This window comes from Paenibacillus sp. A3, assembly GCF_001399685.1.
Lineage (GTDB): Bacteria > Bacillota > Bacilli > Paenibacillales > NBRC-103111 > Paenibacillus_G.
Map to the genome: position 1 here is coordinate 1 of NZ_JTHN01000016.1, position 24,722 is coordinate 24,722.

At 57.0% G+C, this 24,722-nt stretch carries 23 protein-coding genes; 1 reads left to right on the plus strand and 22 read right to left on the minus strand.

The window, feature by feature from the left end; all coding sequences use genetic code 11:
- Positions 1 to 188 precede the first annotated feature (188 nt).
- The 14 genes from QJ48_RS02005 to QJ48_RS02070 all read right to left on the minus strand — a co-directional run bounded on the left by QJ48_RS02005 (position 189) and on the right by QJ48_RS02070 (position 14,690).
- Entirely contained in the window at positions 189 to 1,352 is a 1,164-nt protein-coding gene (locus QJ48_RS02005; protein WP_054971997.1) for an amidohydrolase, read from the minus strand.
- Between the two features lie 18 nt (positions 1,353 to 1,370).
- Positions 1,371 to 1,871 (minus strand): GNAT family N-acetyltransferase, encoded by a 501-nt coding sequence (locus tag QJ48_RS02010; RefSeq protein WP_054971998.1) that lies wholly within the window; start codon positions 1,869 to 1,871, stop codon positions 1,371 to 1,373.
- Positions 1,872 to 1,896: 25 nt separating this feature from the next.
- Positions 1,897 to 2,649 (minus strand): amino acid ABC transporter ATP-binding protein, encoded by a 753-nt coding sequence (locus QJ48_RS02015; protein WP_054971999.1) that lies wholly within the window; start codon positions 2,647 to 2,649, stop codon positions 1,897 to 1,899.
- On the minus strand, positions 2,646 to 3,356 hold the full coding sequence (locus QJ48_RS02020) for an amino acid ABC transporter permease (RefSeq protein ID WP_054972000.1): 711 nt from the start codon (positions 3,354 to 3,356) through the stop codon (positions 2,646 to 2,648). Before QJ48_RS02020 ends, QJ48_RS02015 begins: the two co-directional genes overlap by 4 nt.
- A 33-nt stretch (positions 3,357 to 3,389) precedes the next feature.
- Positions 3,390 to 4,091 carry an amino acid ABC transporter permease gene (locus QJ48_RS02025; protein WP_054972001.1) on the minus strand — a complete coding sequence of 234 codons (702 nt, stop codon included), beginning with the start codon at positions 4,089 to 4,091 and terminating at the stop codon, positions 3,390 to 3,392.
- A gap of 32 nt (positions 4,092 to 4,123) precedes the next feature.
- Positions 4,124 to 4,951, minus strand: a complete 828-nt coding sequence (locus QJ48_RS02030) for a transporter substrate-binding domain-containing protein (protein WP_054972002.1) — start codon at positions 4,949 to 4,951, stop codon at positions 4,124 to 4,126.
- A gap of 121 nt (positions 4,952 to 5,072) precedes the next feature.
- Positions 5,073 to 5,558 (minus strand): DinB family protein, encoded by a 486-nt coding sequence (locus QJ48_RS02035; RefSeq protein ID WP_054972003.1) that lies wholly within the window; start codon positions 5,556 to 5,558, stop codon positions 5,073 to 5,075.
- A gap of 18 nt (positions 5,559 to 5,576) precedes the next feature.
- On the minus strand, positions 5,577 to 7,631 hold the full coding sequence (locus QJ48_RS02040) for an ABC transporter ATP-binding protein (RefSeq protein WP_054972004.1): 2,055 nt from the start codon (positions 7,629 to 7,631) through the stop codon (positions 5,577 to 5,579).
- A gap of 50 nt (positions 7,632 to 7,681) precedes the next feature.
- Positions 7,682 to 8,581 (minus strand): ABC transporter permease, encoded by a 900-nt coding sequence (locus QJ48_RS02045; protein ID WP_054972005.1) that lies wholly within the window; start codon positions 8,579 to 8,581, stop codon positions 7,682 to 7,684.
- 33 nt (positions 8,582 to 8,614) lie between these two features.
- Positions 8,615 to 9,541, minus strand: coding sequence for an ABC transporter permease (locus QJ48_RS02050; protein ID WP_054972006.1), 927 nt, complete (start codon positions 9,539 to 9,541; stop codon positions 8,615 to 8,617).
- A gap of 19 nt (positions 9,542 to 9,560) precedes the next feature.
- Complete coding sequence (locus QJ48_RS02055; RefSeq protein ID WP_054972007.1) at positions 9,561 to 11,201, minus strand: ABC transporter substrate-binding protein; 1,641 nt, start codon at positions 11,199 to 11,201, stop codon at positions 9,561 to 9,563.
- Between the two features lie 55 nt (positions 11,202 to 11,256).
- Positions 11,257 to 12,606, minus strand: a complete 1,350-nt coding sequence (locus QJ48_RS02060; RefSeq protein WP_054972008.1) for an LLM class flavin-dependent oxidoreductase — start codon at positions 12,604 to 12,606, stop codon at positions 11,257 to 11,259.
- A 26-nt stretch (positions 12,607 to 12,632) separates the two neighbouring features.
- Positions 12,633 to 13,646 (minus strand): LLM class flavin-dependent oxidoreductase, encoded by a 1,014-nt coding sequence (locus QJ48_RS02065; protein WP_054972009.1) that lies wholly within the window; start codon positions 13,644 to 13,646, stop codon positions 12,633 to 12,635.
- A gap of 153 nt (positions 13,647 to 13,799) precedes the next feature.
- Positions 13,800 to 14,690, minus strand: coding sequence for a LysR family transcriptional regulator (locus QJ48_RS02070; protein ID WP_054972018.1), 891 nt, complete (start codon positions 14,688 to 14,690; stop codon positions 13,800 to 13,802).
- Positions 14,691 to 15,317: 627 nt separating this feature from the next.
- Here QJ48_RS02070 and QJ48_RS02080 point away from each other — a divergent pair.
- Positions 15,318 to 16,385 (plus strand): hypothetical protein, encoded by a 1,068-nt coding sequence (locus QJ48_RS02080; RefSeq protein ID WP_054972011.1) that lies wholly within the window; start codon positions 15,318 to 15,320, stop codon positions 16,383 to 16,385.
- Between the two features lie 269 nt (positions 16,386 to 16,654).
- Here QJ48_RS02080 and QJ48_RS02085 read toward each other — a convergent pair whose 3' ends face one another.
- The 8 genes from QJ48_RS02085 to QJ48_RS02120 form a co-directional block, all read right to left on the minus strand.
- Positions 16,655 to 17,671, minus strand: a complete 1,017-nt coding sequence (locus tag QJ48_RS02085) for an acyltransferase family protein (RefSeq protein ID WP_054972012.1) — start codon at positions 17,669 to 17,671, stop codon at positions 16,655 to 16,657.
- A 171-nt stretch (positions 17,672 to 17,842) separates the two neighbouring features.
- The gene (locus tag QJ48_RS02090) at positions 17,843 to 18,964 is read right to left on the minus strand and encodes a metallophosphoesterase (protein WP_054972013.1); all 1,122 of its coding nucleotides are present in this window, start codon (positions 18,962 to 18,964) and stop codon (positions 17,843 to 17,845) included.
- A gap of 38 nt (positions 18,965 to 19,002) precedes the next feature.
- A complete protein-coding gene (locus tag QJ48_RS02095; protein ID WP_237762780.1) occupies positions 19,003 to 19,848 on the minus strand; it encodes a DMT family transporter in 846 nt (281 codons plus the stop codon).
- A 186-nt stretch (positions 19,849 to 20,034) separates the two neighbouring features.
- Positions 20,035 to 20,802, minus strand: coding sequence for a DeoR/GlpR family DNA-binding transcription regulator (locus QJ48_RS02100; protein ID WP_054972015.1), 768 nt, complete (start codon positions 20,800 to 20,802; stop codon positions 20,035 to 20,037).
- Positions 20,803 to 21,007: 205 nt separating this feature from the next.
- Positions 21,008 to 22,054 carry an adenosine deaminase gene (add, locus tag QJ48_RS02105; protein ID WP_082420298.1) on the minus strand — a complete coding sequence of 349 codons (1,047 nt, stop codon included), beginning with the start codon at positions 22,052 to 22,054 and terminating at the stop codon, positions 21,008 to 21,010.
- A gap of 268 nt (positions 22,055 to 22,322) precedes the next feature.
- Positions 22,323 to 22,832, minus strand: a complete 510-nt coding sequence (locus tag QJ48_RS02110; protein ID WP_054972016.1) for a C40 family peptidase — start codon at positions 22,830 to 22,832, stop codon at positions 22,323 to 22,325.
- 217 nt (positions 22,833 to 23,049) lie between these two features.
- On the minus strand, positions 23,050 to 24,162 hold the full coding sequence (gene rpoD, locus QJ48_RS02115) for an RNA polymerase sigma factor RpoD (protein WP_054972017.1): 1,113 nt from the start codon (positions 24,160 to 24,162) through the stop codon (positions 23,050 to 23,052).
- Between the two features lie 355 nt (positions 24,163 to 24,517).
- Positions 24,518 to 24,722 (minus strand): zinc-binding dehydrogenase (locus tag QJ48_RS02120; RefSeq protein ID WP_157261476.1); only part of this gene is annotated, 205 nt, incomplete at its 5' end.

Sequence of the window (24,722 nt, forward strand, 5' to 3'; positions counted from 1 at the left end):
CCCACGCCCAAAACGGGGAGGAAAACGAGGGAGCAGTTGAAAAAACCCCTCCCAATTCCAAAACAATCCCGACCGATGCCCGACACGGAGCAGCTTGACTTCTAAAAAAAAATCACCCACCCCCCCACGCCGGACGTGCGGCGCTGGAAGGCGAGCGAATGGATGTCGGGCGAGGGGTATAGACGCGACTAGCCCCGCAAGCGATCCAAAGCGTGAACCGCCGTAAGCGCGAATAAAGCCGCCCCCGGCGCTAGCGCATCCTCGTTCAACGTAAATTTCGGATGGTGCCATTCCTCCGTTCCGCTTGTGCCCATCCAAAGGAAGCAGCCCGGCACCTGTTCCTGATAGTGCGCAAAATCTTCACCGCCCGTGGAACGCCGGGCCTCCGTCACCTGGAGGTTCAAGGCTTGCGCCGCCCCGCGGGCGATCTCCACCGCTGCCGAATCGTTGGTTACGGACGGGATTCCCGCAAACCAAGTCAGGCGCGCCTCCGCGCCGTAGCCCGCAGCGATGCCGCTGGCGATACGCCCCAGCAGGTCTGGCAGCTTCTGCCGGACCTCCGGGCGGAACGTCCGCACGGTGCCGTCCAGAACGGCTTCATCCGGGATGACGTTCCACGTGCTGCCCGCATGAAAGCTGCATACGCTGACAACTGCGCTGTCGAGCGGGCTGATACTGCGGCTGACCGCGGTTTGGAGGCCGCCTACGATCGCGCTGGCGGCGACGATCGGGTCGATCGCCGCATCGGGAATGGCCGCATGACCGCCCTTGCCGGTCACCGTCAGCTTGAAGCCGTCGACGCTGGCCATCAGCGGCCCCGGGGCCAAACCCACGGTGCCGACCGGCAGCTCGGGCTTGTTATGCATGCCGAAGATCGCCTGCACGCCTTCCAAAGCGCCTGCACCGATCATCGCTTTCGCTCCGGTGCCCTTCTCTTCCGCCGGCTGAAACAGCAGCCTCACGGTTCCCTTCAGCTCTGCGGCATGCCGCTTGAGCAGCATCGCCGCGCCCACAATCGCCGCGGTGTGAAAATCGTGCCCGCAAGCGTGCATTTTCCCCGGAATTTCCGAGGCAAACGGCAGCCCGGTTTCTTCCGTCACCGGCAAGGCGTCGATATCCGCCCGCAGCGCGACCGTCGGCCCGGGTTCGGCCCCTTCGACCTCCGCCAGCACGCCGACGGGCAGGTCGAGCGGCAGCAGCCGGATGCCCGCTCCGTTTAACGCTTCCCGGATTTTGCGGGTCGTCTCCACCTCCTGCATCGACAGCTCCGGATGGCGGTGCAAATCGCGGCGAAGCCGCACCAGTTCCGGCTTCAGCTCCTCGGCCTCTTGAAGCAATCGTTCAGAGTTCATGCGCAGATTCTCCTTGTTTCAGCCTGTGGTGGCATGGACTTCAGGCAGCAAATTTTTACGCAAAAAGACGAGCTTGTCGTCTCGTCCCAGCTCCCGCTCATAGAAGCGCACGTAGCCTTTCCGTTCATACATGGGCAGCAGCCAGGGATGCTTCGCCGAGGTCGCGAGCACAACAGCCGGCGAAAGCAGAATGTCCCGTACGACCGCTTTCTCCGCGTAGGACAGAAGCTTGCTGCCGACACCGCGGTTCGCATACGCCGGATCGACGGCAAAGTTGTACAGGAACGGCAGATCGGTCACTTCCGGTAGCGACCGGAGCGAAATGGTCGCGACGATCGTTCCGCCAATCTCCAGCACGTAGCTGGCATGCTCGGCGATATTCGTCCGCACCATCTCCAAATCCGCATGGACGGCCGCAAATTCGATTTCCAGCTCCCCGATGCTCCGATAAGCTCTGCGAATTACGCCCAGAACCTGCTCGGCATCGTCTAACGTCGCTTGACGGTACACCTCGTTCACGGAACCCACCTCACGATTTTCGATATTATATCACATAACTCCATTCCGGCGTGATTCTCCGCAGGAACTGCTTGGTGCGCTCTTCCTGGGGGCAGGAGAAAATGTCCTCCGGCTTGCCCTCCTCGACGATGACACCTTCGTCCATAAACACCACGCGGTTCGACACTTCGCGGGCGAAGCTCATCTCATGCGTCACGACGATCATCGTGATGCCTTCGCGCGCAATTTTGCGGATGACCGACAGCACCTCGCCGACCAGTTCGGGATCGAGCGCCGACGTCGGCTCGTCGAACAAAATCACCTCGGGATTAAGCGCCAGGGCACGGGCAATCCCGACCCGCTGCTGCTGCCCGCCCGAAAGCTGGCTGGGGTAGGCATCGGCTTTGGCCGCGAGGCCGACCTTCTCCAGCACCTGAAGACTTCGCATCCTCGCCTCTTCCTTGGGCATTTTCTGCGTAATCACGAGACCCTCCATCACATTTTCCAGCGCCGTCTTATGCTTGAACAAATTGTAATGCTGAAACACCATCGCCGTTTTGCGGCGCAGCGTCAAGATGTCGCGCTTGCTCGGATGCTTGCAGCTGACCGTAAAATCGCCGATCGCCACCTCCCCGTCCTGCGGGCGCTCCAGCAGGTTGACGCAGCGGAGCAGCGTCGTTTTGCCCGATCCGCTGGGCCCGAGAATGACGACGACCTCTCCTTTTTCCACCGACAAGTCGATCCCTTTCAGCACCGCCTGCTTGCCGAACGACTTTTGAATGTTCGTCAGCCGAATCATGTCACGCCTCCCCGATTGTATTTGGTTACCTTTTTCTCCAAATAAGCCGTCAGCCGCTCCGCAACGACCGTGATTCCCCAATAAATAAGCGCTGCCGCGATAAAAGCTTCCAGAAACTTCAAGTTATTCGACGCCACAACGCTGGCTTTGCCCAGCAGCTCCATCTGCGAGACCGTGAACGCAAACGTCGACGTATGCAAAAATCCGACGAACAAGTTGCACAGATTCGGCAAAATCACCCCGATCGCCTGCGGCAGCACGACGCGTCGGAGCGCTTGCGGCGTGCTCATGCCGACGGAGTAAGCGGCCTCGATCTGGCCGCGGTTTACCGCCAGGAGACCGGAGCGGATGATCTCGGACATATAGGCGCCAGCCGTCAGGGAAAACGCCGTCAGCACGAACGACAGGATCGGGATCGAAGCCGTCTTGATCCCCCATCCGTAATGCGTCGACAGCTTGTCGATCAGCATCGGCAGTCCCCAATAAATGAGGAACACGTGCAGAATGACCGGCGTTCCGCGCAAAAAGGAAACGTAAGCGTCCGCGATCCTGTGAAGCACCTTCACCTTGTACATCCGGATCAGCGCCGTCGCCACGCCGATGACGAACCCGAACAAAAGCGGAACGATCGTAATGACCAGCGTCAGAGGCAGCGCATCCAATATTTCAAAAAAAGCCGTCACAATAAACCCGATGTCGATACTCATTCGTTCTCACTCCATCCCCGGACCGGCAGCCGGTCATGCGCTCGCGATTCTTTGCTCGTGCCGCTGCAGTCGGATTTCCGTCAACGCAAAGCCCTTCTCCAGCACGAGCACGGTCAAATAATAAATGATCGTCAGACCGATATACACCTCCAGCGTGTGGGCGGTCGTCGCAATCAGCGTCTGCCCCCGTCCCATCATGTCCATGACGCCGATGGAGTACGCCAGCGACGTATCTTTCAAGAAGCCGATCACCGTGCTCGCGAAGTTCGGAAAAGCAATGACGAACGCCTGCGGCAGGACGATCCGGAAAAAGGCCTGCGGCCCCGTCATACCGACGGCATATGCGCCTTCAAGCTGGCCGCGGTCTACGGCGTTGACCGCTCCGCGGATCACCTCGGAGATCGAGGCGGCGCTGCCGAGCGCATACGTAATAATGACGAACACGATCGGATTCATCCGCGACATGTCGAAGTCCACGAGCTGCAGCAGCGCCGGCACCCCGTAAAAGACGAGAAACAATTGGATCAAAATCGGCGTTCCGCGGACAAACGATACGTAAACGGCGGCGATCCGGCTCAGCACCGGAACGTTGTACAGCCGGGGGAGCGCGATCAGCAGTCCCAGCAGTACGCCGAAGAAGAGCGAGGCGGCCAAAATAAACAGAGTAATGTGCAGGTAAGACAGCAGTATAGGAAGGAACTCCCCTATGAGCGCGGCGTCGAACGATTTCCCCATTCCACCCATACCTTTCTGCAAGGAAAATTGGTTTATTTTTCCACGGTGTAGTCGTCGCCCAGCCATTGCTTGCTCAGCTTCGCCAGCGTCCCGTCGGCCTTGATCGCCTTCAACGCCTCGTCGATCTTGCTTTTCAGCTCGCTTTCGTCCTTGCGAAGCATGAAATACACTTTCGAATTGGAGAGCGTGTCGCCGACCGTCTTCAATTGGGCATCCACGCTTTTATTCAAATAATCGATGGCAAACTGCGTGCTGATCAAGGCGTCGACCCGCCCGGTTTTGACTTGCGTGCTCGTATCCTCGCCTGCGCCGGTATACACGATCTGGATCGGGTTGCCGTGTTCCTTATTGTATTTTTCGGCCAGCGCCGCCGCATTGCTCGTCGCGGTTGCGATCAGCTTCTTGCCCTTCAAATCGGCAATCGACTTGACGTCGTTATTGTCCTTGTGCACGACGATTTTGTTCGGGAAAATGTTGTACGCTTCGTCGTTGTACAAAAACTTCTTCTGTCGCTCCTCGTTCACTTCCATTTGATGCGCGATAAAATCGATCTTTTTCGTTTCCAGGCTCAGCAGCAAATTTTTGAATTCCATCGTTTTCAGCTCGAACTCATACTCCGGCAGACGCTTGTCGATTTCTTTGACGAGCTCCACGTCGTAGCCGGTCAGCTTGCCGTGCTTGTCGATAAAGCAGATGTTCGGAAACTGCGTGCCCGTACCGACGATGATTTTTTTCACGGCCTGACTTCCATTGGAAGCTGGCGCACTAGAGGTGCCCGCCCCTCCCGTAGAGGCTTGAGCGCCGCAGCCTGCCAGAAGGAGGACGGTAAGCAGTGACGCCGAAAGTAATCGTTTTTTCATATGGTAACCCCCATGATCATGATGAATTGTTAGTCCAGCCGGTCCGACCGTAAAGCTAAAAAGCCCCTGCTTGAATAAACAGGAGCTTTTGGCGGTCCAATCAGCTTCTTTACGGGTATGGTTATTTTACCGGTTCATTGTGCGGGAGCGCCTGCTTGATTCGCTCGATCTGCCGCAGATGCGTCTGCACGTGGTTGATAAAAGCTTGAACCGCCTGCTCCAGCGTCACGGTTTCGCCTTTGAAGTTGACGCCGCTCTTGCTCCAATCTTCCCCGGTTAACCGGTGGAACAATCGGCTGTTGAAGACGAGCAGCGCCCGGAAGACATCCAAAATATCGTCTGCGGAGCTTTCGTTTGCCCGGGCCGAGCTTACCCAAGGGTCCTGCTTGAAGGCCGGCAGTTGCGCCGCCGATCCGGACAACAGCTCGCGGATGCGGAACGAGACGACGATGTTGTGATCGGCCAAATGCGATAGCACCTCCGTTACGCTCCACTGTTCCGGCGCCGCCTTCCATTTCAGCTCGTTCTCCGACAAGCCTTCGATCGCTTGCTTCAATTGCTCATGCGTGTGCAAGTACGCTTCAATATCGATCACACTCTGACTCACGATGGTTTCCTCCTGACTTTATGCGGGATCATGGCACGCGGCCCAATGACCTGCTTCGACTTCGGTTAACTCCGGCGCCTCCTCCCGGCATCTCGCCGTCGCTGCGGGGCAGCGCGGATGAAAGCGGCAGCCTGAGGGCGGATGGGCCGGAGACGGGATTTCTCCTTGAATAGCGGTCCATGTTCTTTTGCGGGAAGGGTCGGAGACAGGGACGGAAGCAAGCAGCGCCCTCGTATAATGATGCGCCGGGTGACGGAACAGCTCCTCGCTCGGAGCGATCTCGACCAGCTTGCCCAGATACATCACCCCGATCCGGTCGGAAACGTAGCGGACAATCTGAAGGCCGTGGCCGATAAACAAATACGTCAGCCCCAGACGGCGCTGCAAATCCTGCATCAAATTGACGATCTGCGATTGGACGGACACGTCGAGCGCGGACACCGCTTCGTCCGCCAAAATAAACTTCGGACGCAGCGCGATCGCCCGGGCGATGCCGATCCGCTGCCGCTGTCCGCCCGAAAATTCGTGCGGATACCGGTCGTACCACGCCGGATTCAGCCCCACGTCAGCCAGCAGCGGCTCTACCCGCTCCCGCTTCGCGCGTCCGCTCCAGCCTTCATGCACCGCCAGCGGTTCCCCGATCAGATCGCCGACCTTCCAGCGCGGATTGAGCGAGCCGAACGGATCTTGGAAAATCATCTGCATGTTGCGCCGGGCTTCCCGTAAATTTCCGGCGGACAGCTTCGACAAATCGTGCCCGTCGAACCGGACCCGACCGCTTGTTGGACGGTCCAACTGGAGCAGCAGCCGTCCCAGCGTCGATTTCCCGCTGCCCGATTCCCCGACGAGTCCGAACGTCTCTCCTTTGCGAATGGAAAAGGATACTTGATCGACGGCGCGAATGTACGCTCCGGCACGCCCGAAGCGAAGAAAGCCTTGCTTCACCGGAAAATGCCTGGTCAGCTCGTGCGCTTCGATCAGGTTGGTGGTAACGGGCTGCGCTGCTTCGTCGTCCTCCTCCGGTTCGACGATCCGGGACACCCGGGCAGCGGCGGCTTCGGAGGCCCCGGAGGCGAAGGCGGTCTCCCACCGCCCGGAGTGCGCTAAAGCCCCGGCGTGCCAGCAGGCCACTTGCCGGTTGCCAATGTTCGCCAGCGGCGGGCGCTCTTCCTCGCAGACCTCCGTGGCAAACGGACAGCGCGGATGAAAGCGGCAGCCGACCGGTAGTTCGGACAAGCTCGGGATCGAGCCGTCGATCGAATACAGCTTCGCCCCCCGGTCGCTCTCCAGCGTCGCGACCGATTGCAGGAGCCCTTTCGTGTAAGGATGCTGCGGCTCCCGGAACAGTTGCTCTGCCGTCGCCTGCTCCACGATCTCCCCGGCATACATGACGATAATGCGGTCCGCGATTTCCGCCGCCACCCCCATATCGTGCGTAATGAGCAGAATCGACATGTTGAATTCCGATTGCAGCTCCTGCAGCAGCCGGAGAATTTGCGCTTGAATCGTCACATCCAGCGCGGTCGTCGGCTCGTCGGCGATGAGCAGCTCCGGGCCGCAGGCCAGCGCCATCGCAATCATCGCGCGCTGCAGCATGCCGCCGGAAAGCTCCCCGGGGTACTGCTTCATCCGGAGTTCCGGCTCCGGAATGCCGACCTTGCGCAGGAGCCCGATGCCGCGCTCCCAAGCTTCGGCCCGGGAAGCCACATCGTGGCGTACCATCGAATCGGCGATTTGACTGCCGACCGTAAAAACCGGATCAAACGCCGCCATCGGCTCCTGGAACACCATGGCGATACGTTTGCCGCGCCAACGTCGGATTTCCTCCTGCGGCAGCGCCGTCAAGTCCACGCCGTCCATCCGGACATGGCCGCCCGTAATGACGCCGTTCTCGAAGTCGATCAAGCGCATCAAGGCTTTGGCCGTCACGGTTTTTCCGCTGCCGGACTCCCCGACCAAGCATACGGTTTCGCCGGCTCCAATGCGGAGCGACACGTCCCGGATCGCCGGAAGATAACCGGCTGGGGTGACGAAATCGACGGTTAGCTGCTCGATCTCAAGCAATGCCTTCACTCGGGCACCTCCTCCTGACGTAGTGGAAAATTTGGCGCATCCAACTGACTCTATGTCAGGCTCCGCTTCGGGTCCAGCCGGTCCCGGAGCTGATCGCCGATCAGATTAACGGCCAGCACGAACAACGTAATCGCTAGCCCGGGGAACGTCGCCATCCACCAAGCGACGGTCAGGTAGCCGCGCCCTTGTGCCAGCAAGGTGCCCCAGTCCGGGATTTCCCGCAGCACCCCCAGCCCCAAAAAGCTGAGCGACGCGCCGATCAAGATCGAAGAGCCGACGCCGATCGTTGCCATCACGAGCAGCGGAGACCACGAGCCCGGCAGCACATGCCGCAGAAGGATATGCGCATGGGATGCGCCGACCGAGCGGGAAGCCGCCACATAAGGGCGCGCCTTGATGCTGAGCACTTGGCCCCGCAGCACACGGGCATATCTCGGAATGGCCGATACGCTCACGGCCAGCACCACGTTAAACAGACTCGGGCCGAGGGCGGCGGCAATGGCAAGCGCCAGCAGCAGGCTCGGGATCGCCATCAAAATATCGATGAAGCGCATGAGCACGGTGTCGACCGCACCGCCGATATAGCCCGACAGCGCGCCGATCAGACTGCCGGCCAAGCCGCCGAGCAGAACGGAAGCGACGCCGATGAGCAGCGAGCTTCGGGCTCCGTAGACGACGACGCTGAAGACGTCCCGCCCGAAATAATCGGTACCGAACGGATGGGCCGCTCCCGGCGGCTGCAAAATTCGGTCCGCCCGCATGTCCGTCGGCGAATAAGGAGCGATCCACTGCGGGAAGACGGCGCACGCCGCAATGAAGAGCACCACCAATATCGCCCCGTAGAAGAACGGCCCGGATAGCGACGACGACAGCTTCGGACGGCTCGGAGCGGACACGAGCGGTCTCCTGCGGAACAAAATCGGTCTGGCGGCCGAAACGACGCTTTTCATAGTTAACCCTCTTTTCCTTCCGGATTACTTGGTTTAAAGCGAGCGTCTTACCCTCGGATCGACGATCGAATACGAAATATCCACGAGCAGGTTCACCACGACATACGCAATCGCGGTAAAAAAGACGACGCCCTGAACGACCGGCAAGTCTTTGGTCGTGATGGCATCCGCCAGCAGACGCCCGATGCCCTGCCGGGAAAAAACGGTTTCGATCACAACGGCCCCCGCCATCAACTCGCCGATCTGAATCCCGACCATCGTAATGGCCGGAATGAGCGCGTTGCGCAGCGCGTGCCGGTACATGACGACTTTTTCCGGCAGTCCCTTGGAACGCAGCGTGACGATAAACGGCTCGCCCAGCACCTCCAGCATGCTGTTGCGCACCATCCGTACGATAAACCCGGCACCGACGAGCCCAAGCGTCAAAGCGGGAAGAATCAGCGTCCGGACGCCTTCCGAACCCATAGCGGGCAGCCACTGAAGCTGCACCGAAAAGATCAGAATAAGCAGAATGCCCGACCAGAACGTCGGCATCGAGATGCCGAACAGACTGACGATTCGGGCGAGCAGATCGACCGCACGGCCCTTATGGATCGCCGAGAGCACGCCGAGCACGACGCCAAGCCCAACGGCGACACACGAGCTAACCAGGGTTAAGAGAGCGGTAGCGGGAAACTGCTCCCAAATTTTCGGCAGCACCGGGTCGTCGCTGACCAGCGAACTGCCGAAATCTCCGCGAAGCATATCCCACAGGTAAGTTCCCAGTTGAACCCATACCGGCTGGTCGAGCCCGAGCTGGAGCCGCAGGTGCTGCACCGTTTCCGGACTGGCCGGCGCTCCGGCCAGCATGATCAAGACCGGATCGCCCGGCAGCAGGTACAGGATGAAAAAGACGAGGACCAAAGCTCCGATGATGACCGAAACGGACATTAAGAGACGCTGAACGATTACTCCAGCCATAGCAACGGCTCCTTCTGTCTTATTTTTTCACCGTTACGTCATAGAAGAGCGGATAACCGAGGGAATCGAATTTCAGTCCGCGAACCGATTTGGCCGCAGCCACCGTGTACGGGAATACGTAAACCGGGAATCCGTAGGCGTTGTCCACGACATAGCTCTGCACCTTTTTATAAATTTCCGCGCGCTTCGCCGGGTCCTGCTCCCTCAGCCCTTCCTCCAGCCACTGATCCAGCTGCGGATCGGAATGCCGGGTATGGTTGTGGCCCCATTTTTCCGGCGTCGGAATGGCGTTCGTATGAAAGAAGCTGCGCAAAATGTCCGGGTCGCCCGACACGTTGCTGACGCCGACCAGATCGTTCGTGCCCTTGACTATGACCGCATTGGTCGTGTCCGGAAGCAGCTCGATGTTGACGGCAATGCCGATCTGCTTCAACTGCTGCTGGATCATGGCGGCGATATCGTTGCGCTTCTCCCGGTTGGGCGAGCCGTCGATGTAATGAAGCGTGAGCAGCTTGCCGTCCTTCGCCCGGATACCGTCCGCTCCGCGCACCCATCCCAGCTCGTCGAGCAGCGCGTTCGCTTTGGCGATGTCCGGCTTCACGGTCCGTTCGAGCGAAGCGTTATAGCCCGGCATGGACGGCGACAGCGGGGACCACGCCCTCGGATACGCGCCCAGATACAGCGTCTTGACGATCGCCTCGAAATCGATGCCCAGCTGCACGGCCTTGCGCGCCTTCAGCTCGTTCCACGGGGGATGCTGCTGATTCAGCATGAGCGTATACGGAATGCCCGCCGACTCGGCCTGCAGCAGATTGACGTTCGGATCGCCCTTGAGCGAGACGAGATTTTGCGGCGGGACCGTCTCGACGGCCGACACCTGCCCGCTCTGCACGCTGCCGATACGGGTCGCTTCCTCCGGAATGATTTTGAAAGTCAGCTTGTCGATGTGCACCGGACCGGAATTTTCGGCAATCGGCGGCCCCCACTTGTAGTCCGGGTTTTTCTCCAGCCGAATCGCGGCATTCTCCGTCCAGCCGGCGAAGGTGAACGGGCCGGTCCCGACCGGGCGCTTGCCCAGCTGATCCTTGTGCTTCTCCGCCGCCGCCGGCGACACGATGCCGAGAAACGCTTGGCCCAAGCTGCTCAGAAAGGCGCTGTAAGGCGATTTCAAGTTGACTTTGACCGTATAATCGTCGATCACTTCCGACGATTCGTAAGGGCCAATCAGCGTCACCGCAAACCGGGATTTGGTCGCCGGATTGACGATGCGGTCCAAATTGTACTTGACGGCCGCAGCATTGAACGGCGTGCCGTCATGAAACTTCACGTCCTTGCGCAGCTTGAAGGTGTAGCTTTTGCCGTCTGGGGAGACCGTCCATTCCGTCGCCAGCCACGGCTTGATCGATTGATCAGGCATTTGCACGACCAGACTGTCGTACAACGCCCGCATCACCCGGTAATCGACGGCCCCCGGCACGACGTTCGGGTCCAGCCCCGACGGCGACGTGGCGAGGCCGAAGGTCAGCTCGCCGCCTGACTGCGTCTCCCCAACCTGCCCTCCTGACGAAGGCTTGACGCCCGTTTCGCCCCCGCAGCCTGCCGTAAGCAGAAGCAAAGCTGCGGCAAGTATCCATGGCCATAGTAACCGTGACCGTTTCACTGGGACCCTCTCCAATCCGTGAGCGTAAAATCGCAAGCCATGATCTTTAGTCCGATCAGCAGCTTTTCACAAAATCTTGCGGCGTTCGTCTGGCGAGCGCATATCGGTTTTCCGGTTTCGAGAGGCCCAAATTCCCGCGCAGCGTGTCGGACTCGTACTCCTCGCGGTATATTCCCCGCTCCTGCAGAATCGGTACGACCAGCTCGACGAAATCGTCAAGTCCTCCCGGCACGCTTGAATGAATAATAAATCCGTCAGCCGCCTTTTCCTCGAACCACTGCTGAACGAGGTCGGCCACCTTCTCCGGCGTCCCGATAAACTGGCCTTTCGGCGTCGCCGTCTGCAGCGCCACCTGCCGCAGCGTCAACCGCTGTTCCTTGGCGGTCTGCTTGATTTTGTCCGTCGTGCTGCGGAAGCTGTTGCTGCCGACATCGCCCAAATCCGGGAATGGTTCGTCGAGCGGAAACCGCGAGAAGTCGAAATGGTCGAAGAAGCGGCCCAAGTAGTTCAGAGCGTTCTCGATCGTCATGAAGTTTGCGATCTCTTCGTATTTGCGCTCGGCCTCCTCCTGCGTCCGCCCGACGATCGGCCCGATGCCCGGGAAGATGAGAATATCGTCGGCGCTGCGGCCGTATGCGGCTGCTCGCGTCTTCACATCCTGATAAAAACGCTTGGCGTCCTCGATCGACTCGTGCCCGGTGAACACCGCATCGGCCGTCTTGGCCGCCAAGGTGCGGCCGCTGTCCGACGATCCGGCCTGGAACACGATCGGGTGCCCCTGCTTGGAGCGGGCAATGTTAAGCGGACCCTGTACGGAGAAAAATGGCCCTTTATGATCAAGCCGGTGCATTTTGTCCGGATCGAAGAACACGCCCGAAGCTTTATCCCGAACGAACGCGTCGTCCTCCCAGGAGTCCCACAGCCCCCGGGTCACCTCCAAAAATTCCTCGGCGATCTTGTAGCGCAGGTCGTGCGAAGGATGCTCTTTTTTGCCGTAATTAAGGGCGGAGCCTTCCAGCGGAGAGGTGACCACATTCCATCCGGCCCGGCCTCCGCTGATATGATCGAGGGAAGCGAACTGTCGGGCGACCGTGAACGGTTCGCTGTAGGAGGTCGACAAGGTGCCGACGAGCCCGATCCTCGAAGTGACCGCGCCGAGCGCGGATAAAATCGTGATCGGCTCGAACCGGTTCAGAAAGTGCGGGATCGACTTTTCGTTAATGAACAAGCCGTCGGCGATAAACACCAGATCGAACTTGCCTTCCTCGGCCTTGCGGGCTTGCTGCGTGTAAAATTCGAAGCTGACGCTGGCGTCCGCCTGAATTTTCGGATGTCTCCAAGCCGCCATATTCCCTCCGACGCCGTGGATGATTGCGCCCAATTTCAGCTTTCTTGCGTTTGCCATTCCGATTCCTCCCTCGCTATCTATGTTTATACGACCGACTCGGCGAATGCTTCCTTGAGCTGCGACAGCGCCTGAAGCCGCTGTTCGAATTTCTTCAAGGCGAGAATCAGGATCAGTTCGTCCACGCCGTACTTTCGCTGGATGTCCAGCAGCTTGGCCCGCACCGTTTCCTTGGAACCGTGCACGACGTCCGCATCCTTGACCTCGATCGTATATTTCTCCTCGCTTTGCCGTCCGAATTCTTCCGCATGCTCTACGGTTTTCACGGTGATCGTCCTTCCGCTCTCCAGGTGAATTTTCACGAGCTTGGCGTCGGCGGCAAGCCGCTTCGCTTCCTCGTCCGTATCCGCGACAATGACCGACAGCGCGAGAATGGCCTCCGGCCGAAGGGAGCTCCGGGGAACAAACCGGTTCCGGTACGTGTCCAGCGACTGCCGGACAATCGCCTCGTCCCCGTTAATAAACTGCGCGAAGACGTAGGGAATGCCCCGGCTCGCCGCAAGCTCCGCGCTGGCCGGCGTCGTTCCGAGCAGGTGCAAGTCCGCAGGCTCGGCCGGAACCGGTATTGCTTTTAGCCCATGAAGCGGATGGTCACCGGGGATCGTATCGGTCAAATATTGCTCCAGCTCGATCAGCTTATCCGCCAGCGGTCTGCTTTGCCCGGCCGTCTCCTGCTGGAGCGCCTTCGTCGAGCGGGGAAGTCCTCCCGGCGCCCGGCCGATGCCGAGGTCCACCCGTCCCGGGGCGAGCGAGGCGAGCACGTTGAAGTTTTCCGCCACCTTGTACGGGCTGTAGTGCTGCAGCATGACCCCGCCGGAGCCGATGCGAATCCGCTCCGTCTGCGCCAGCAAATATGAGATCAGCACCTCAGGGGAAGAGCCTGCGACGGCGGCCGAATCGTGATGCTCGGACACCCAGAACCGGTGGTAGCCGAGCTCCTCCGCTTTGCGCGCCAGAGCCACCGTATGGCGGAACGCGTCGACTGCCGTTTTTCCCTCGTCAAACGGACTTTGATCCAAGATGCTTAGCTTCAGCCCCATCGTCCATTCCTCCTGTAATCCGGCTATTGAATCAATTATAATCCAATAGGTTTTGTCGGTTTTATTTGGTTAAAAAAAGTCTATCACCGCCCCTGTAGTCCGTCAACCGGGTACGTAATAGAGGATTTCTATTCTTAAATCGAACAATTTGATTCAAGCCTTTCGTTTCCAATCGATCTCCCGGCTGAGCTCCAGTACCATTTTGCCGAGAGCCGAGCCTTCCCCTTTGAGCGAAACGAGATTGGTGCGCAGGGTGATGCCGGCGAGGGATGGAATGTCGACCGGCCACAGCAGCCCTTCCTTCACTTCCTTGCGCACGCACAGCTCCGGCAGGAAGCTGATTCCCATTTCTTTCAGCACCAGCTTCTTGGCCGTCTCCAGGTTATCGAGCTGCAGCTCGATATTCGGCGGGCGGTCGAGCGTGTCGAACAGCCGGTGAATTTTCATCCAATCAAGGGCCCCGCATTCGAAAAACACGATCGGCTCGCTTCCGATATCCTCCAGCGCAATGCGGTCCTGGCTCACAAACGGATGCCCCTGGTACACGAAAAGGCGGATCGGGTCCTCGTAGAAGCGGACGGAGTCCACATGCGGATGCGTAATGTTGCGCACAAGCCCGACGTCCACTTCCTTGTTCAACAGCTTTTCCAAGATCGCGTCGCTCGAAGCGGTGACTAATTTTATCTGGAGATCCGGGTATTTCTGCTTAAAGAGAGGCACCAGCTCCGGGATCATGTAGTTCGCTGCCGATACGGTGCAGCCGATCCGAAGCTCGTGGGGCGCGGCGTTCATTTGCTGCAGCTGCTGCTTGCCTTTCTTGTAGGTCTGCAGTACTTGCTGGGCGTAGGGCAAAAACTGCTTGCCCTTGTCCGTCAGCGAGAAATGTCTGCCCTCCCGATCGAAAAGCTTGACGTCCAACTCGCGCTCCAGCGACTGGATTCTGGCGGTAATAGACGGTTGGGACAAAAACAATGCGTCGGCCGCTTTGTTAAAGCTGTTGAAATGAATGACGTAGACGAACGCCTCGAGATTCTCAATATTCACGAGCGCTCCCTCCTCCTTCCAGCTCTTGGCGAACTTGTTAAAAATCAATATATCACAAGTATTCCTTTAGGAATAGTGTAATTTATGTTCGGACGAAAACGACGAGAAAAGCAATATCCGTCAATTGTAGTTGAGTTTGCGCCATTTCGGAGAACGCGCAAATCCGTTAAGCTATAGGAAAGACGACCTGCTTTTTCCAAGCGGTCCGAACGGCGGATTCGATCCGAAATTTGGCGGCGTTTAGCGACAACGCTTCCGACATGTCGTCTTTGGAAGCACGGTTCGCGAAAGGGGTGACGTTAGAAAGTCCGCAGTACAAGCAGCCGACGGGTGCGGGGCTTGAACAAAGCTTTACAGCCTGTAAAGCTCAGAGTGTTGAGAAAGTGGTCAAACGGGATTATAGAGGTAACGAAGGGGTGGGGTATCCACTTCCGACCACTCTTGTCTTCGGGAAATTTGATTGGAAGCCGCTTACTAGCGGACATTTCCCGAAGACAAAGGCGGCCGCTATCGCTTCTCCAGTGGATACCCCACCTCCGTATGTTTCTCTATTTTTGCTTAGACCACTTTCTCAACAAGCTCAGCTTTACAGCCTGTAAAGCTATTCATTCGAAAGGACGTGTTTTGATGTTCGCCAAAAAATACGCAGCACTCTCGTTAGCATTTATCGTATGCCTTGCTATTCTCGCTTTCGGAGCGCCCGCGCGCACCGCATGGGCCGCGACCAAAACCGTGCCGCCCGGCGACGTAGCCGCTCTGCGCAGCTACTTGGCCGGCGCCCAGTCGGGAGACATCCTTGAAGTGTCGGGCACGTATGCCGTATCGGACGGCACGATTGCGACGTCGGTCAACGGGAGCGCGGGCAAGTATATTACGATCCGGGGAACGGGCGGCGGCGCAACCTTCAACTTTACCGAATCCGCGGGCAATGCGGCTTTTCATATCAAAAACAATTATTACAAGCTGGAAAACGTCACGATTAACTCGAACTCCAAATCGAACAAAGGGATTCTGATCGAAGCCTCTCACGGCTATCTTACAAAAGTGACGGTGAAAAATACGCTGGGCGAAGCCTTCAAAATCCGCAAAAACAGCCAGTATTGGCTCCTCAACGACTGCACGGCAGAATCTACGGGAAAAAGCGGGAAATTCGGGGAAGGGTACTACGTAGGGGATGCCGATCAGAACTGGCAGACAAAGCCGGATGCGGACCGGAGCGGATACATTACGTTCCTGAACTGCAAGGCCATTCTCACCAAGAACGACGGATTCGACTTCAAGGAAGGCACGCACCACATCAAGGTGATCGGAAGTACGGTCGATTTCAAGAATACCGTGCCGGAGTCCACGGTAGGAAACAACGGCTTGTTCATCCGCGCGAACAACGTGCAGGTGATCGGCACGACGGTGAAAAACAACGCCGGGACCGGCCAGGCTTTCCGCGCCAACAAAATAACCGCCTCCGACGGCGTATCGTACGGCAACAATCTTGAGCTCAAAGCCGTGACCGCTTCGAATCTCGGCGGCGCGATGATTCATACGAACTTCGGCTCGACGAAGCTGTATTCGGATTATACGATGACCGGCGTCGCGGGAGGGCTTAAAACGTCGGGCTCCGCTACGATCACCACGGTCGCGCCGTCCGCCTTCACAGAGATGACCTGGAATGGCGAGGGCGGCGATACGTACCAGTAAACTGAACGAACAAAGGCCAGCCTAGAGGCTGGCCTTGAGTGTTGAGAAACCTTGGAAGTAGAAAAATCTCAGACAAATAGCGGTGGGGTATATCCCGTAAGAGTTTACGTCCGCCTTTGAAACCCGTGAAAATACCGCAAATTTTAATCAAGTTCACGGGTTTCAAGAGCGGCTGGAGGGATATACCCCACCGGCGTATGCAGAGAGTTTCTAAGCGAAGCGGGTTTCTCAACAAGCTCGCCAGCCTAGAGGCTGGCCTTGCCGCTCGCTCAACCTGCCGCCTTCAGCTTGCCTTGGATCTTCTCCTTCCTTCCGAAGCCCTGCTGACCCAGGAAAAGCGTGGTCAGCAAGGACGATTTGGACATGAGCCAAGCGGCCCCTAACGGAAGCAGCACGCCGGCCAGCGTAAATACAAGCGAGCCATATTCCAAGCCTAAACCGTACTTTAGCACGATATTGACCGGAATGTGCAGATACATGATCGAGATGGTCACCGTTCCCAAAAAGGCCAGAACGGAAGACACTGGCCAGCGCGATATCCAGTAGCACAATTGAAGCGCGACGAGGACACACGCCAGCGGAACGATGAGATCCAGCACCGGCTGGGTATAAACCTTCATCTTCATGTCCATGCGGAATATCCAGATTTGTTCTTTATTAAGAACAATAGCAGCTGCCGAAATCAGCAGCGCCGGAATGAACCAGGTCCCCCGCTCCAACCATGAAGCCAACTGCGCCTTAAAGGTATAGCCCAGAAAAAAGAACGCAACCGCCATCAGCGCCACATCCGCATTCCAAGGGATGTCCACTTCGGCCAAAGGCGTCATGCTGACGAGATGAGCTACCGCATAGGACACAAGCACCGCTCCTGCTTGTACCTTAACCGGATATCGGGTCAGAAACCCCATCAAAAGATGCACCAGCAGCAAACAGGTGATGAACCAGAAGACGCCGTACCACCCGCCCAATACCGTTCCCCCGTAAATGAGATTCCAAATATCGCGGGGAACGGATAGCGGATCTCTCAGCTTGGCTGCGACCAGCACTGCAATGCAAATCCCGTAGGCAAAATACGGAATCATAAACGTGCGAATACGTTTCAGCGCCCACGATCTGTACTTGTCCGGCATCACGCTTTTGAACAAAAGCCCGCTGACCAGAAAAAATAACGGCATACGGAACCAACCGAAATAATGGTCGATGATTTCATTCCCGGAATGCCCCAATACGACCAGGATGATGCTTAATCCCCTGGCTACGTCAATCCATTTTCTGCGCTCCTGCATGACCGCTCCTCCTTCCAGTTTCGTAACCCACTAAAACGATACTAAATTTGGAAAGAGGATAAAATAGGTTCTATTGTCGAAAACTGTAGGTCTTCCGAATGGAATATGGACAGCCCCCGGCAGCCTATCCGCGGTCAGACGCATAAAGCTAATCCTAATGGCTTATTCATTTTACCGCCCATGCAGCCGATAATCCGCCACCCGATCCTCGCCTGCGCCGAACCGGGTCAAGTACACCTTGTCTTCGCTGCCCCGCACCGGAATCGTGATCAGATCGAACGCCGTCTCGGTGATCGTCCCCTCCGTCCGCGCCGGAGCCTCTTCGAAGTCTTGATTCGTATACGCATTCAAGGTTGAGATAACGCGAATGCCGTCTTTGAGCAGCATTTGATCGAAATGCACATGGCCGAAAAAGCTGGTGATCAGGCCCCCGGGACCCTGCTGCGTGTAATCGGCCACCACGTCGTAGCCGAACTCCCCTTCGCGGGACGAGCGGTAAGATGTGCCGGTCCGGAACGCTTTCATAATGCCCCACATTGCTTCGTCGTTCTCGATGCCGTGATCGCCACCGAAAACGCCCTCCTGCAAAACGGACGCGTGCGAGAACAGAACGACGCGCCAGTCCCGCGCATCGGACTTGCTGCTGAAGTCAAACGCCTTATGCGCTACCCAGTTGAGCTGCTTGTCCGAGAAGGCGTATTTCCACTGGCCGTTATACTGCAAATTCCCTTTTTCCGTTACGCGGTAAGGGATGTCGATGATGTTCAGCAGCACGATCCTCACCCGCTTCTCCGGGATGTCGTAGTAATAATACAAGCCCAGCGGATGCTCCGGGTCCAACATAACGGCGTCCTGCCGTTCTTGCACGTATAAAGCGAAGCTGTCCTCTGGAAAGACCACGTGGCCCGCGCTCTCCGGATGATGATAAAAGTCGTGAATCGAATTGTCGTCGTGATTGCCCTTGAGCGGCAGCACCGGGCATGCCGCTGCCGACAGCTCGCGCATGATTTCGCGCTGCGATTCCATAAAATCGCCTATCGGCCCGTTCAAGCTGTGGTCGCCACCGCAGACGACCGCGTCAAGCGGCAGCCGGCGCGTCAGCTCCTGGATGGCCCGGGCGGTGCGAAGCTGGTTCCCGCCCTTCCGGTGATGAAGGTCGGTGACGAAGAGCAGCCGGAGCGCTTCTTCCTGCGGCAGCTCGCTAAAACGCGTAACTACACGGTCCATTTCGGCGTTCATATAATCGGGCAGCGGCGGCTCGATCTTCGTTTCACAGACGGTTTTCGTTTTCATGTTCAGCGCTTCCCTTCAAGGAGAAATGAGGATACCCGTTACCCGGAACCGGCGATCATGACGATCCCTGCGACAACGATAACCGATGCGGCGAGCCTTCTTGCCCCTTGATGTTCCTTGAGCACGATCAGACCGAGCAGCGTACCGAAGACGATGCCGATTTCCCTCAGCGGCGCAATATAGGACACTTGAGCGTGCCTCATCGCCAATAAAAACAACAAATACGAACCGGGAGACAAAAGCGATCCGAGCAGCACGACCTTCCACTGTCCGCGAACCGCCCGCTTCAATCTCCCGGGGGTCATGACGGCCGGCGTCAGACCGAGCACGAATCCGATATTGGAGACGGCGAGCAGCGACAGCGGCGACAAATACTGCAAATTTTGCTTGTCGATCAGCGTATAGCAGGTAATACAGAGTCCGACCAACAGCGCGAACAGGATAGGCTTCCAGACCGCAGGCGCGCGTTCCGTTTCCCGCTTCCGCCCGCTCATGACCGTAAAGCCCAGAAGCATGCACCCGATCCCCAGCCACCCCCAGAGCGGAAGTGATTCCCCCAAGAAGAGGACTCCCGTCGCGGGGATGAGCAGCGTGGACGTCCCCCGCATCACCGGGTACACCTGCGATAAATCTCCGAGCTTGTAGGTATGGGACAGCAGCAGAGCATAAGCGCTTTGCGCCACCAAGGATGCGACGATGAATAGGAAGGCTTCGGCCGGAATTCCCGTCCGGATAAGCTCAAGAGCAAGATACGGGATGAGCATGATCGTCGTAGGCATGAAGATCGCCCACAGAAACGCGCTTTTGTCTTCGCTTTGTTTGGCGAACAAATTCCACACCGCGTGCGTCATGCCCGATCCGATCACAAGCAGCAATGAAAGCACAATGTTCAAGCACCTCCTGAGATATTCAACTTTCCCAACATAATAACACACATATACACACATTTACAACATCCTATTATTCACTCCACAAGCTAATGCCGCCACATCCAAAACAAAAAGTCCCGGACAACCTCCGGGACTCCAGTCTTACTGGGTATTTTTTTATAGCTGGCGGAACGGCTCCCGCTATTGGCAGACGATCTCGACGCCGTGCTTTTTATATTTGTCCACGATGGCCGGATCGATGCTCGAATCGGTCACGAACCGTTCGATCTCCGCACAGCCGCACACTTTGATCAACGAAACCGCCTCGAACTTGCTGCTGTCGGCCAGCGCAATCGTCCGTTTGGCGTTCCTCAGCATGATTTTCTTCATCTGCACCTCGCCGAGACCGTAGTCCGTGACGCCTTCGGTCAACGTGACGCCGCTCATGCTCATAAAAAACAAATCGGCATGGAACCGGGAAGCGAACTCCTCGGCCAAATCCCCGATCATGCCCTGCTCCTCGTTGCGGATCACGCCTCCGATCAAAATGATCGTGTACCCCGGCATATGGACCAGTTCGTTTGCGATCGGCAGCGAATTCGTAATGACCGTCAACCGTTCGATCTTTTTCTTCAGCGCTTTGACGAATTGCGTATTGGTCGTGCTTACGTCAAGGGCTATGGACTGCCCCTCGGCCACATAGCGCGCGGCAATTTCGGACAGCTCGTTTTTCCCGTCCAAATGGGCCTTTTCCCGGACCGTCATCGGAATCTCTTCGCTGTAGTCCCACTCCTTCAGGATCGCGCCGCCATGGACGCGCTTCAAGTACCCCGCCTTCTCCAAATGCTCCAGGTCGCGCCGGACCGTTTCGAACGATACGCCGAACAGCTCCATCAGGTCCGACGCCTTGATCGACTTCTCGCGGTTTATTTTTTGAATAATCGCTTGATGCCTTTGTTCAGCGAACAATCCGCTCCCCCCTCTCCGTGAAATAACGGGCACCGCCGCACTTCTTTATGCAAGTAGTCTACCATAAATAAAAACAAACACAAATATTCGCACATCGAAGTCACAGGGGGGCTGTAATGAAACGCCCAAACGGGATTGTCCTTACCCGCAAAAAACACGAAGCGGCGGTCTCCGCTCGGGAGTCCGCCGCCATACGGGCCGCAGCCTATCGGCAAATATTCAGCTCGGCCAATGCTTGAAGAAAGTGCCGACGCAGCTCGCGTTTGTCCGCCTCATCCATGAAGCCCGCTTCCAGCCCGTTTAACAGAAGCTTGCCGATCTCCACCGGGGTAAACCCGAACCTTTCCATCAGGATATGATATTCCTTCGTGAGATTCGTGCCGGAAACCGTGAGGTTATCGGTGTTGATCGTCACCGGAATTCCGAGATCGAAGTATTCGCGGACCGGGTAAGCCGCCCATCCGGATACGGCTCTCGTCTGAATGTTGCTTACCGGACACATTTCAAGCGGAATCTGCCGCTCCTTGACCAGCTCCAGCACGGCAGGGTCTTCCTTCATGCGAACGCCGTGCCCGATCCGTGCCGCGCCCAGACGGATGACCGCTTCGTACACGCTGTCGGCTCCGGCCGCTTCCCCGGCATGAATCGTTACCGGCAGCCCTTTGCTGCGGGCCAAAGCAAACAGTTCGCGATGAAGTCTGGCAGGGTAAGCCGCCTCGTCCCCGGCCAAATCGACTCCCACGATCCCTTTGCCCTGGAAACGCGAAGCGGCTTCGATGACTTCCGTATTATCGAGCTGCCCATGATGCCGAAGACAGCAGGCGATCCCCTTGGCCTTCACGCCAAACTGCGCTTCTCCCTGATTCAACCCCGCGATGACGCTGCTAATGACTTCATCCGGCGTCATGCCGCGATTGCGATGCAGCTGCGGGCCGAATCGCACCTCAATATAGCGGCAGCCGTGCTCCGCCGCCTGCTCTACGACCTCGAACGCCACCCGTTCCAGCGCTTCGGGCCGATGCAGGAACCGCCCGACAAACTCGAACTTCCCGAGGTACGCCTGCAAGCTGCCGCACGGCTCATCAACCTGCATGTAAGGAAGCAGGCCTTCCGGCGTAGCGGCAGGCAGCCGGATTCCTTCTGCCGCGGCAAGCTCGAGAACCGTCTCCGGCTTGACGCTCCCGTCCAGATGCAGGTGCAGGTCGACCTTTGGCAGCAGGCGCAGCCATTCCATGCGGACGTTCGGTTTCACCTTCTTCACCCTTTCCTTTATCTTAGTTATCTTCTCAGTTCAGTTATTGAGTTATACTATATGTCGACGTTATGTAAATGTCAATATAACTTACATGTATTGCATATGACTTTTCAGATAGGCCGTATCTAACATTTATGTATCACTTGAAAAGCCGCTTCATAGGCTATTCCGCTGAAAAACAAGAAAATCCTTGATCGGCTCAAGGATTTTCCTGTACAAGCTTATTCGGCGGCCGTTTGCATGCTGCCGGCAAGCCGTCCCTGTTTTAGCGGATAACGCGACGGGCGGTAACGAAGGTCTTATCCCATGTGCTGCCTTTAAAGTTGGAAATGGTAACGCCTACGCCGACCCGATACGTATGGAGCAACTTGCCGTTCCCGATGTAAATGCTCACATGGTTGATTTTTCCGTCCCGATTCGTATCCGAGAATACCAGATCGCCCGGCTTCAGTTGGCTCTTGGCAACCTTGGTGCCAACCGTAGCTTGTTGTCTGGAGGAACGAGGAAGCTTGATTCCGTGCTGCTTGAATACATATTGAGTAAATGAAGAGCAATCAAATACATCCGTTCTTCCGGCAGGCGCCCCGAACTTATAGCGGACTCCTAAGTAACGCTTCCCCGTGGCTATGATTTTATCTGCAACCGATGCTTGAGATACGGTAGCCGCTTGAGCCGATTGCGGCACTGCAAGCATATTCCCTGTGACGGCAATCGATAGGCTCATCGTTACTCCTAGTAAGGCTTTGACGATCCGGCTTTTCTTCGTGTTAATCATGACTTCCTCCTTGGTTTGGCGATTGGGCAAGCGCCCCAAGAACACCATAACACAATTAAAAAGTACACGATTTTCCAGCAAATCAATTTTCCCGCGCCCCGCCTGCTATAAGAAGCTATTATTAGAAGTTAATGAGAAATTTTTAACCTTAGCTTATTGACAAAAAAAAGCCGTGCTCCAAGAGCACGACTTCCCGTGTTCGCCGCATGAATAAAGATCAATCCATAAAATCTTTCAGCCGCTTGCTGCGGCTCGGATGTCTGAGCTTGCGCAGCGCCTTGGCTTCGATCTGCCTGATGCGCTCCCGGGTCACACCGAATACCTTACCCACTTCTTCCAGTGTGCGCGTGCGGCCGTCATCAAGACCGAAACGAAGACGCAGCACGTTCTCTTCCCGCTCCGTAAGCGTGTCCAGCACATCCTCAAGCTGCTCCTTCAGCAGCTCGTAAGCCGCCGCGTCCGCCGGAGCAAGCGCCTCCTGGTCCTCGATAAAGTCGCCCAAGTTCGAATCGTTCTCTTCGCCAATCGGCGTTTCGAGCGACACGGGCTCCTGTGCGATCTTCATAATTTCCCGCACTTTATCGGGCGTCAAATCCATTTCCTTCGCAATTTCTTCCGGGGTAGCTTCCCTGCCAAGCTCCTGGAGCAGCTGTCTGGATACGCGTACGAGCTTGTTGATCGTTTCCACCATATGTACCGGTATCCGGATCGTTCTCGCCTGATCGGCAATCGCGCGCGTAATCGCCTGACGAATCCACCAGGTGGCATACGTACTGAATTTGAAGCCCTTGGTGTGATCGAACTTTTCCACCGCTTTGATTAAACCCATATTGCCTTCCTGTATCAAATCAAGAAACAGCATACCCCGGCCGACATAACGTCTTGCGATACTCACCACCAAACGGAGGTTTGCCTCGGCCAGTCTGCGCTTCGCTTCTTCGTCCCCCTGCTGAATCCGTTCCGCCAGTTCGATTTCATCATCCCCCGAAAGCAGCGGTACCCGTCCGATCTCCTTCAGATACATACGTACCGGGTCATTGATCTTGATCCCCGGCGGGAGCGACAGATCGTCATGCAGCAGGTCATGTTCCTCTTGATCCGATCCGAATACAGGCCCCTCGTCCGATTCGCCGCCTACCTCGATGCCAAGCTCGCTAAGCTTCTCGACGAACTCGTTGATTTGTTCCGGATCGGGATCGAACGGAGCGAGTTTCTCCGTAATGTCTTTGTAAGCGAGCGAAGCTTGCTCTTTGCCCTGCGCGATGAGTTGCTGTTTCACCCGATCAATCGTAAGCTCTGTTTCCGCTTGCTTGTGCTGATCGTTCGCCATATGCTGCCCCCTCTTCTCCGAACCCACTCTTTATTAATTCTTGACAAAGCCGTAAATATGTGATAGTATAAAATTGGATATTAGTGATGAGTATCACATTTTTTTCAACTGCTAACCGTCATTCTAACACAAAATCGATTAAAATTCAACTGTTTCTATAAAACCGGTATCTGCCTTGGCGGACGCCGGTTTTTTTGCTTTTGCCATCAACATGAGAAAGACCTGCCCGGACCTAAACTTTTTTCCAACAAAAAAACGGAGCCCGCAAAATCTGCCAGGCTCCGTCGCTTCTGTTCCATCCTATGCTTGCTGTTTACCCACCGGAAAATACCGCCCGCCCTCTTTTCTCCCGCCTTTAATCGAACGTTAGAACAACTTTACCTCGCCCGTGTCCGGTTTCGACTTCACGGTGGGCATCGGCGGCTTGGCGCAGGGGGAATGTGCTGCGAATATGGAGGCGCAGCTTGCCTTGCTCGAACAGATCGGCGAGCTCCGCCAGCCGGGCAGCCGACCGCTGGCTGCGAATCGGGCGGATGCCCAATTCCTCCGCCAAGACGAAG

Bases quoted from the DNA above. Each gene is read 5' to 3' on its own strand.
- QJ48_RS02005 (WP_054971997.1), bottom strand. From the start codon at position 1,352: ATGAACTCTGAACGATTGCTTCAAGAGGCCGAGGAGCTGAAGCCGGAA.
- QJ48_RS02015 (WP_054971999.1), bottom strand. From the start codon at position 2,649: ATGATTCGGCTGACGAACATTCAAAAGTCGTTCGGCAAGCAGGCGGTG.
- QJ48_RS02020 (WP_054972000.1), bottom strand. From the start codon at position 3,356: ATGAGTATCGACATCGGGTTTATTGTGACGGCTTTTTTTGAAATATTG.
- QJ48_RS02025 (WP_054972001.1), bottom strand. From the start codon at position 4,091: ATGGGGAAATCGTTCGACGCCGCGCTCATAGGGGAGTTCCTTCCTATA.
- QJ48_RS02030 (WP_054972002.1), bottom strand. From the start codon at position 4,951: ATGAAAAAACGATTACTTTCGGCGTCACTGCTTACCGTCCTCCTTCTG.
- QJ48_RS02045 (WP_054972005.1), bottom strand. From the start codon at position 8,581: ATGAAAAGCGTCGTTTCGGCCGCCAGACCGATTTTGTTCCGCAGGAGA.
- QJ48_RS02050 (WP_054972006.1), bottom strand. From the start codon at position 9,541: ATGGCTGGAGTAATCGTTCAGCGTCTCTTAATGTCCGTTTCGGTCATC.
- QJ48_RS02060 (WP_054972008.1), bottom strand. From the start codon at position 12,606: ATGGCAAACGCAAGAAAGCTGAAATTGGGCGCAATCATCCACGGCGTC.
- QJ48_RS02065 (WP_054972009.1), bottom strand. From the start codon at position 13,646: ATGGGGCTGAAGCTAAGCATCTTGGATCAAAGTCCGTTTGACGAGGGA.
- QJ48_RS02080 (WP_054972011.1), top strand. From the start codon at position 15,318: ATGTTCGCCAAAAAATACGCAGCACTCTCGTTAGCATTTATCGTATGC.
- QJ48_RS02085 (WP_054972012.1), bottom strand. From the start codon at position 17,671: ATGCAGGAGCGCAGAAAATGGATTGACGTAGCCAGGGGATTAAGCATC.
- QJ48_RS02090 (WP_054972013.1), bottom strand. From the start codon at position 18,964: ATGAAAACGAAAACCGTCTGTGAAACGAAGATCGAGCCGCCGCTGCCC.
- QJ48_RS02110 (WP_054972016.1), bottom strand. From the start codon at position 22,832: ATGATTAACACGAAGAAAAGCCGGATCGTCAAAGCCTTACTAGGAGTA.
- rpoD (WP_054972017.1), bottom strand. From the start codon at position 24,162: ATGGCGAACGATCAGCACAAGCAAGCGGAAACAGAGCTTACGATTGAT.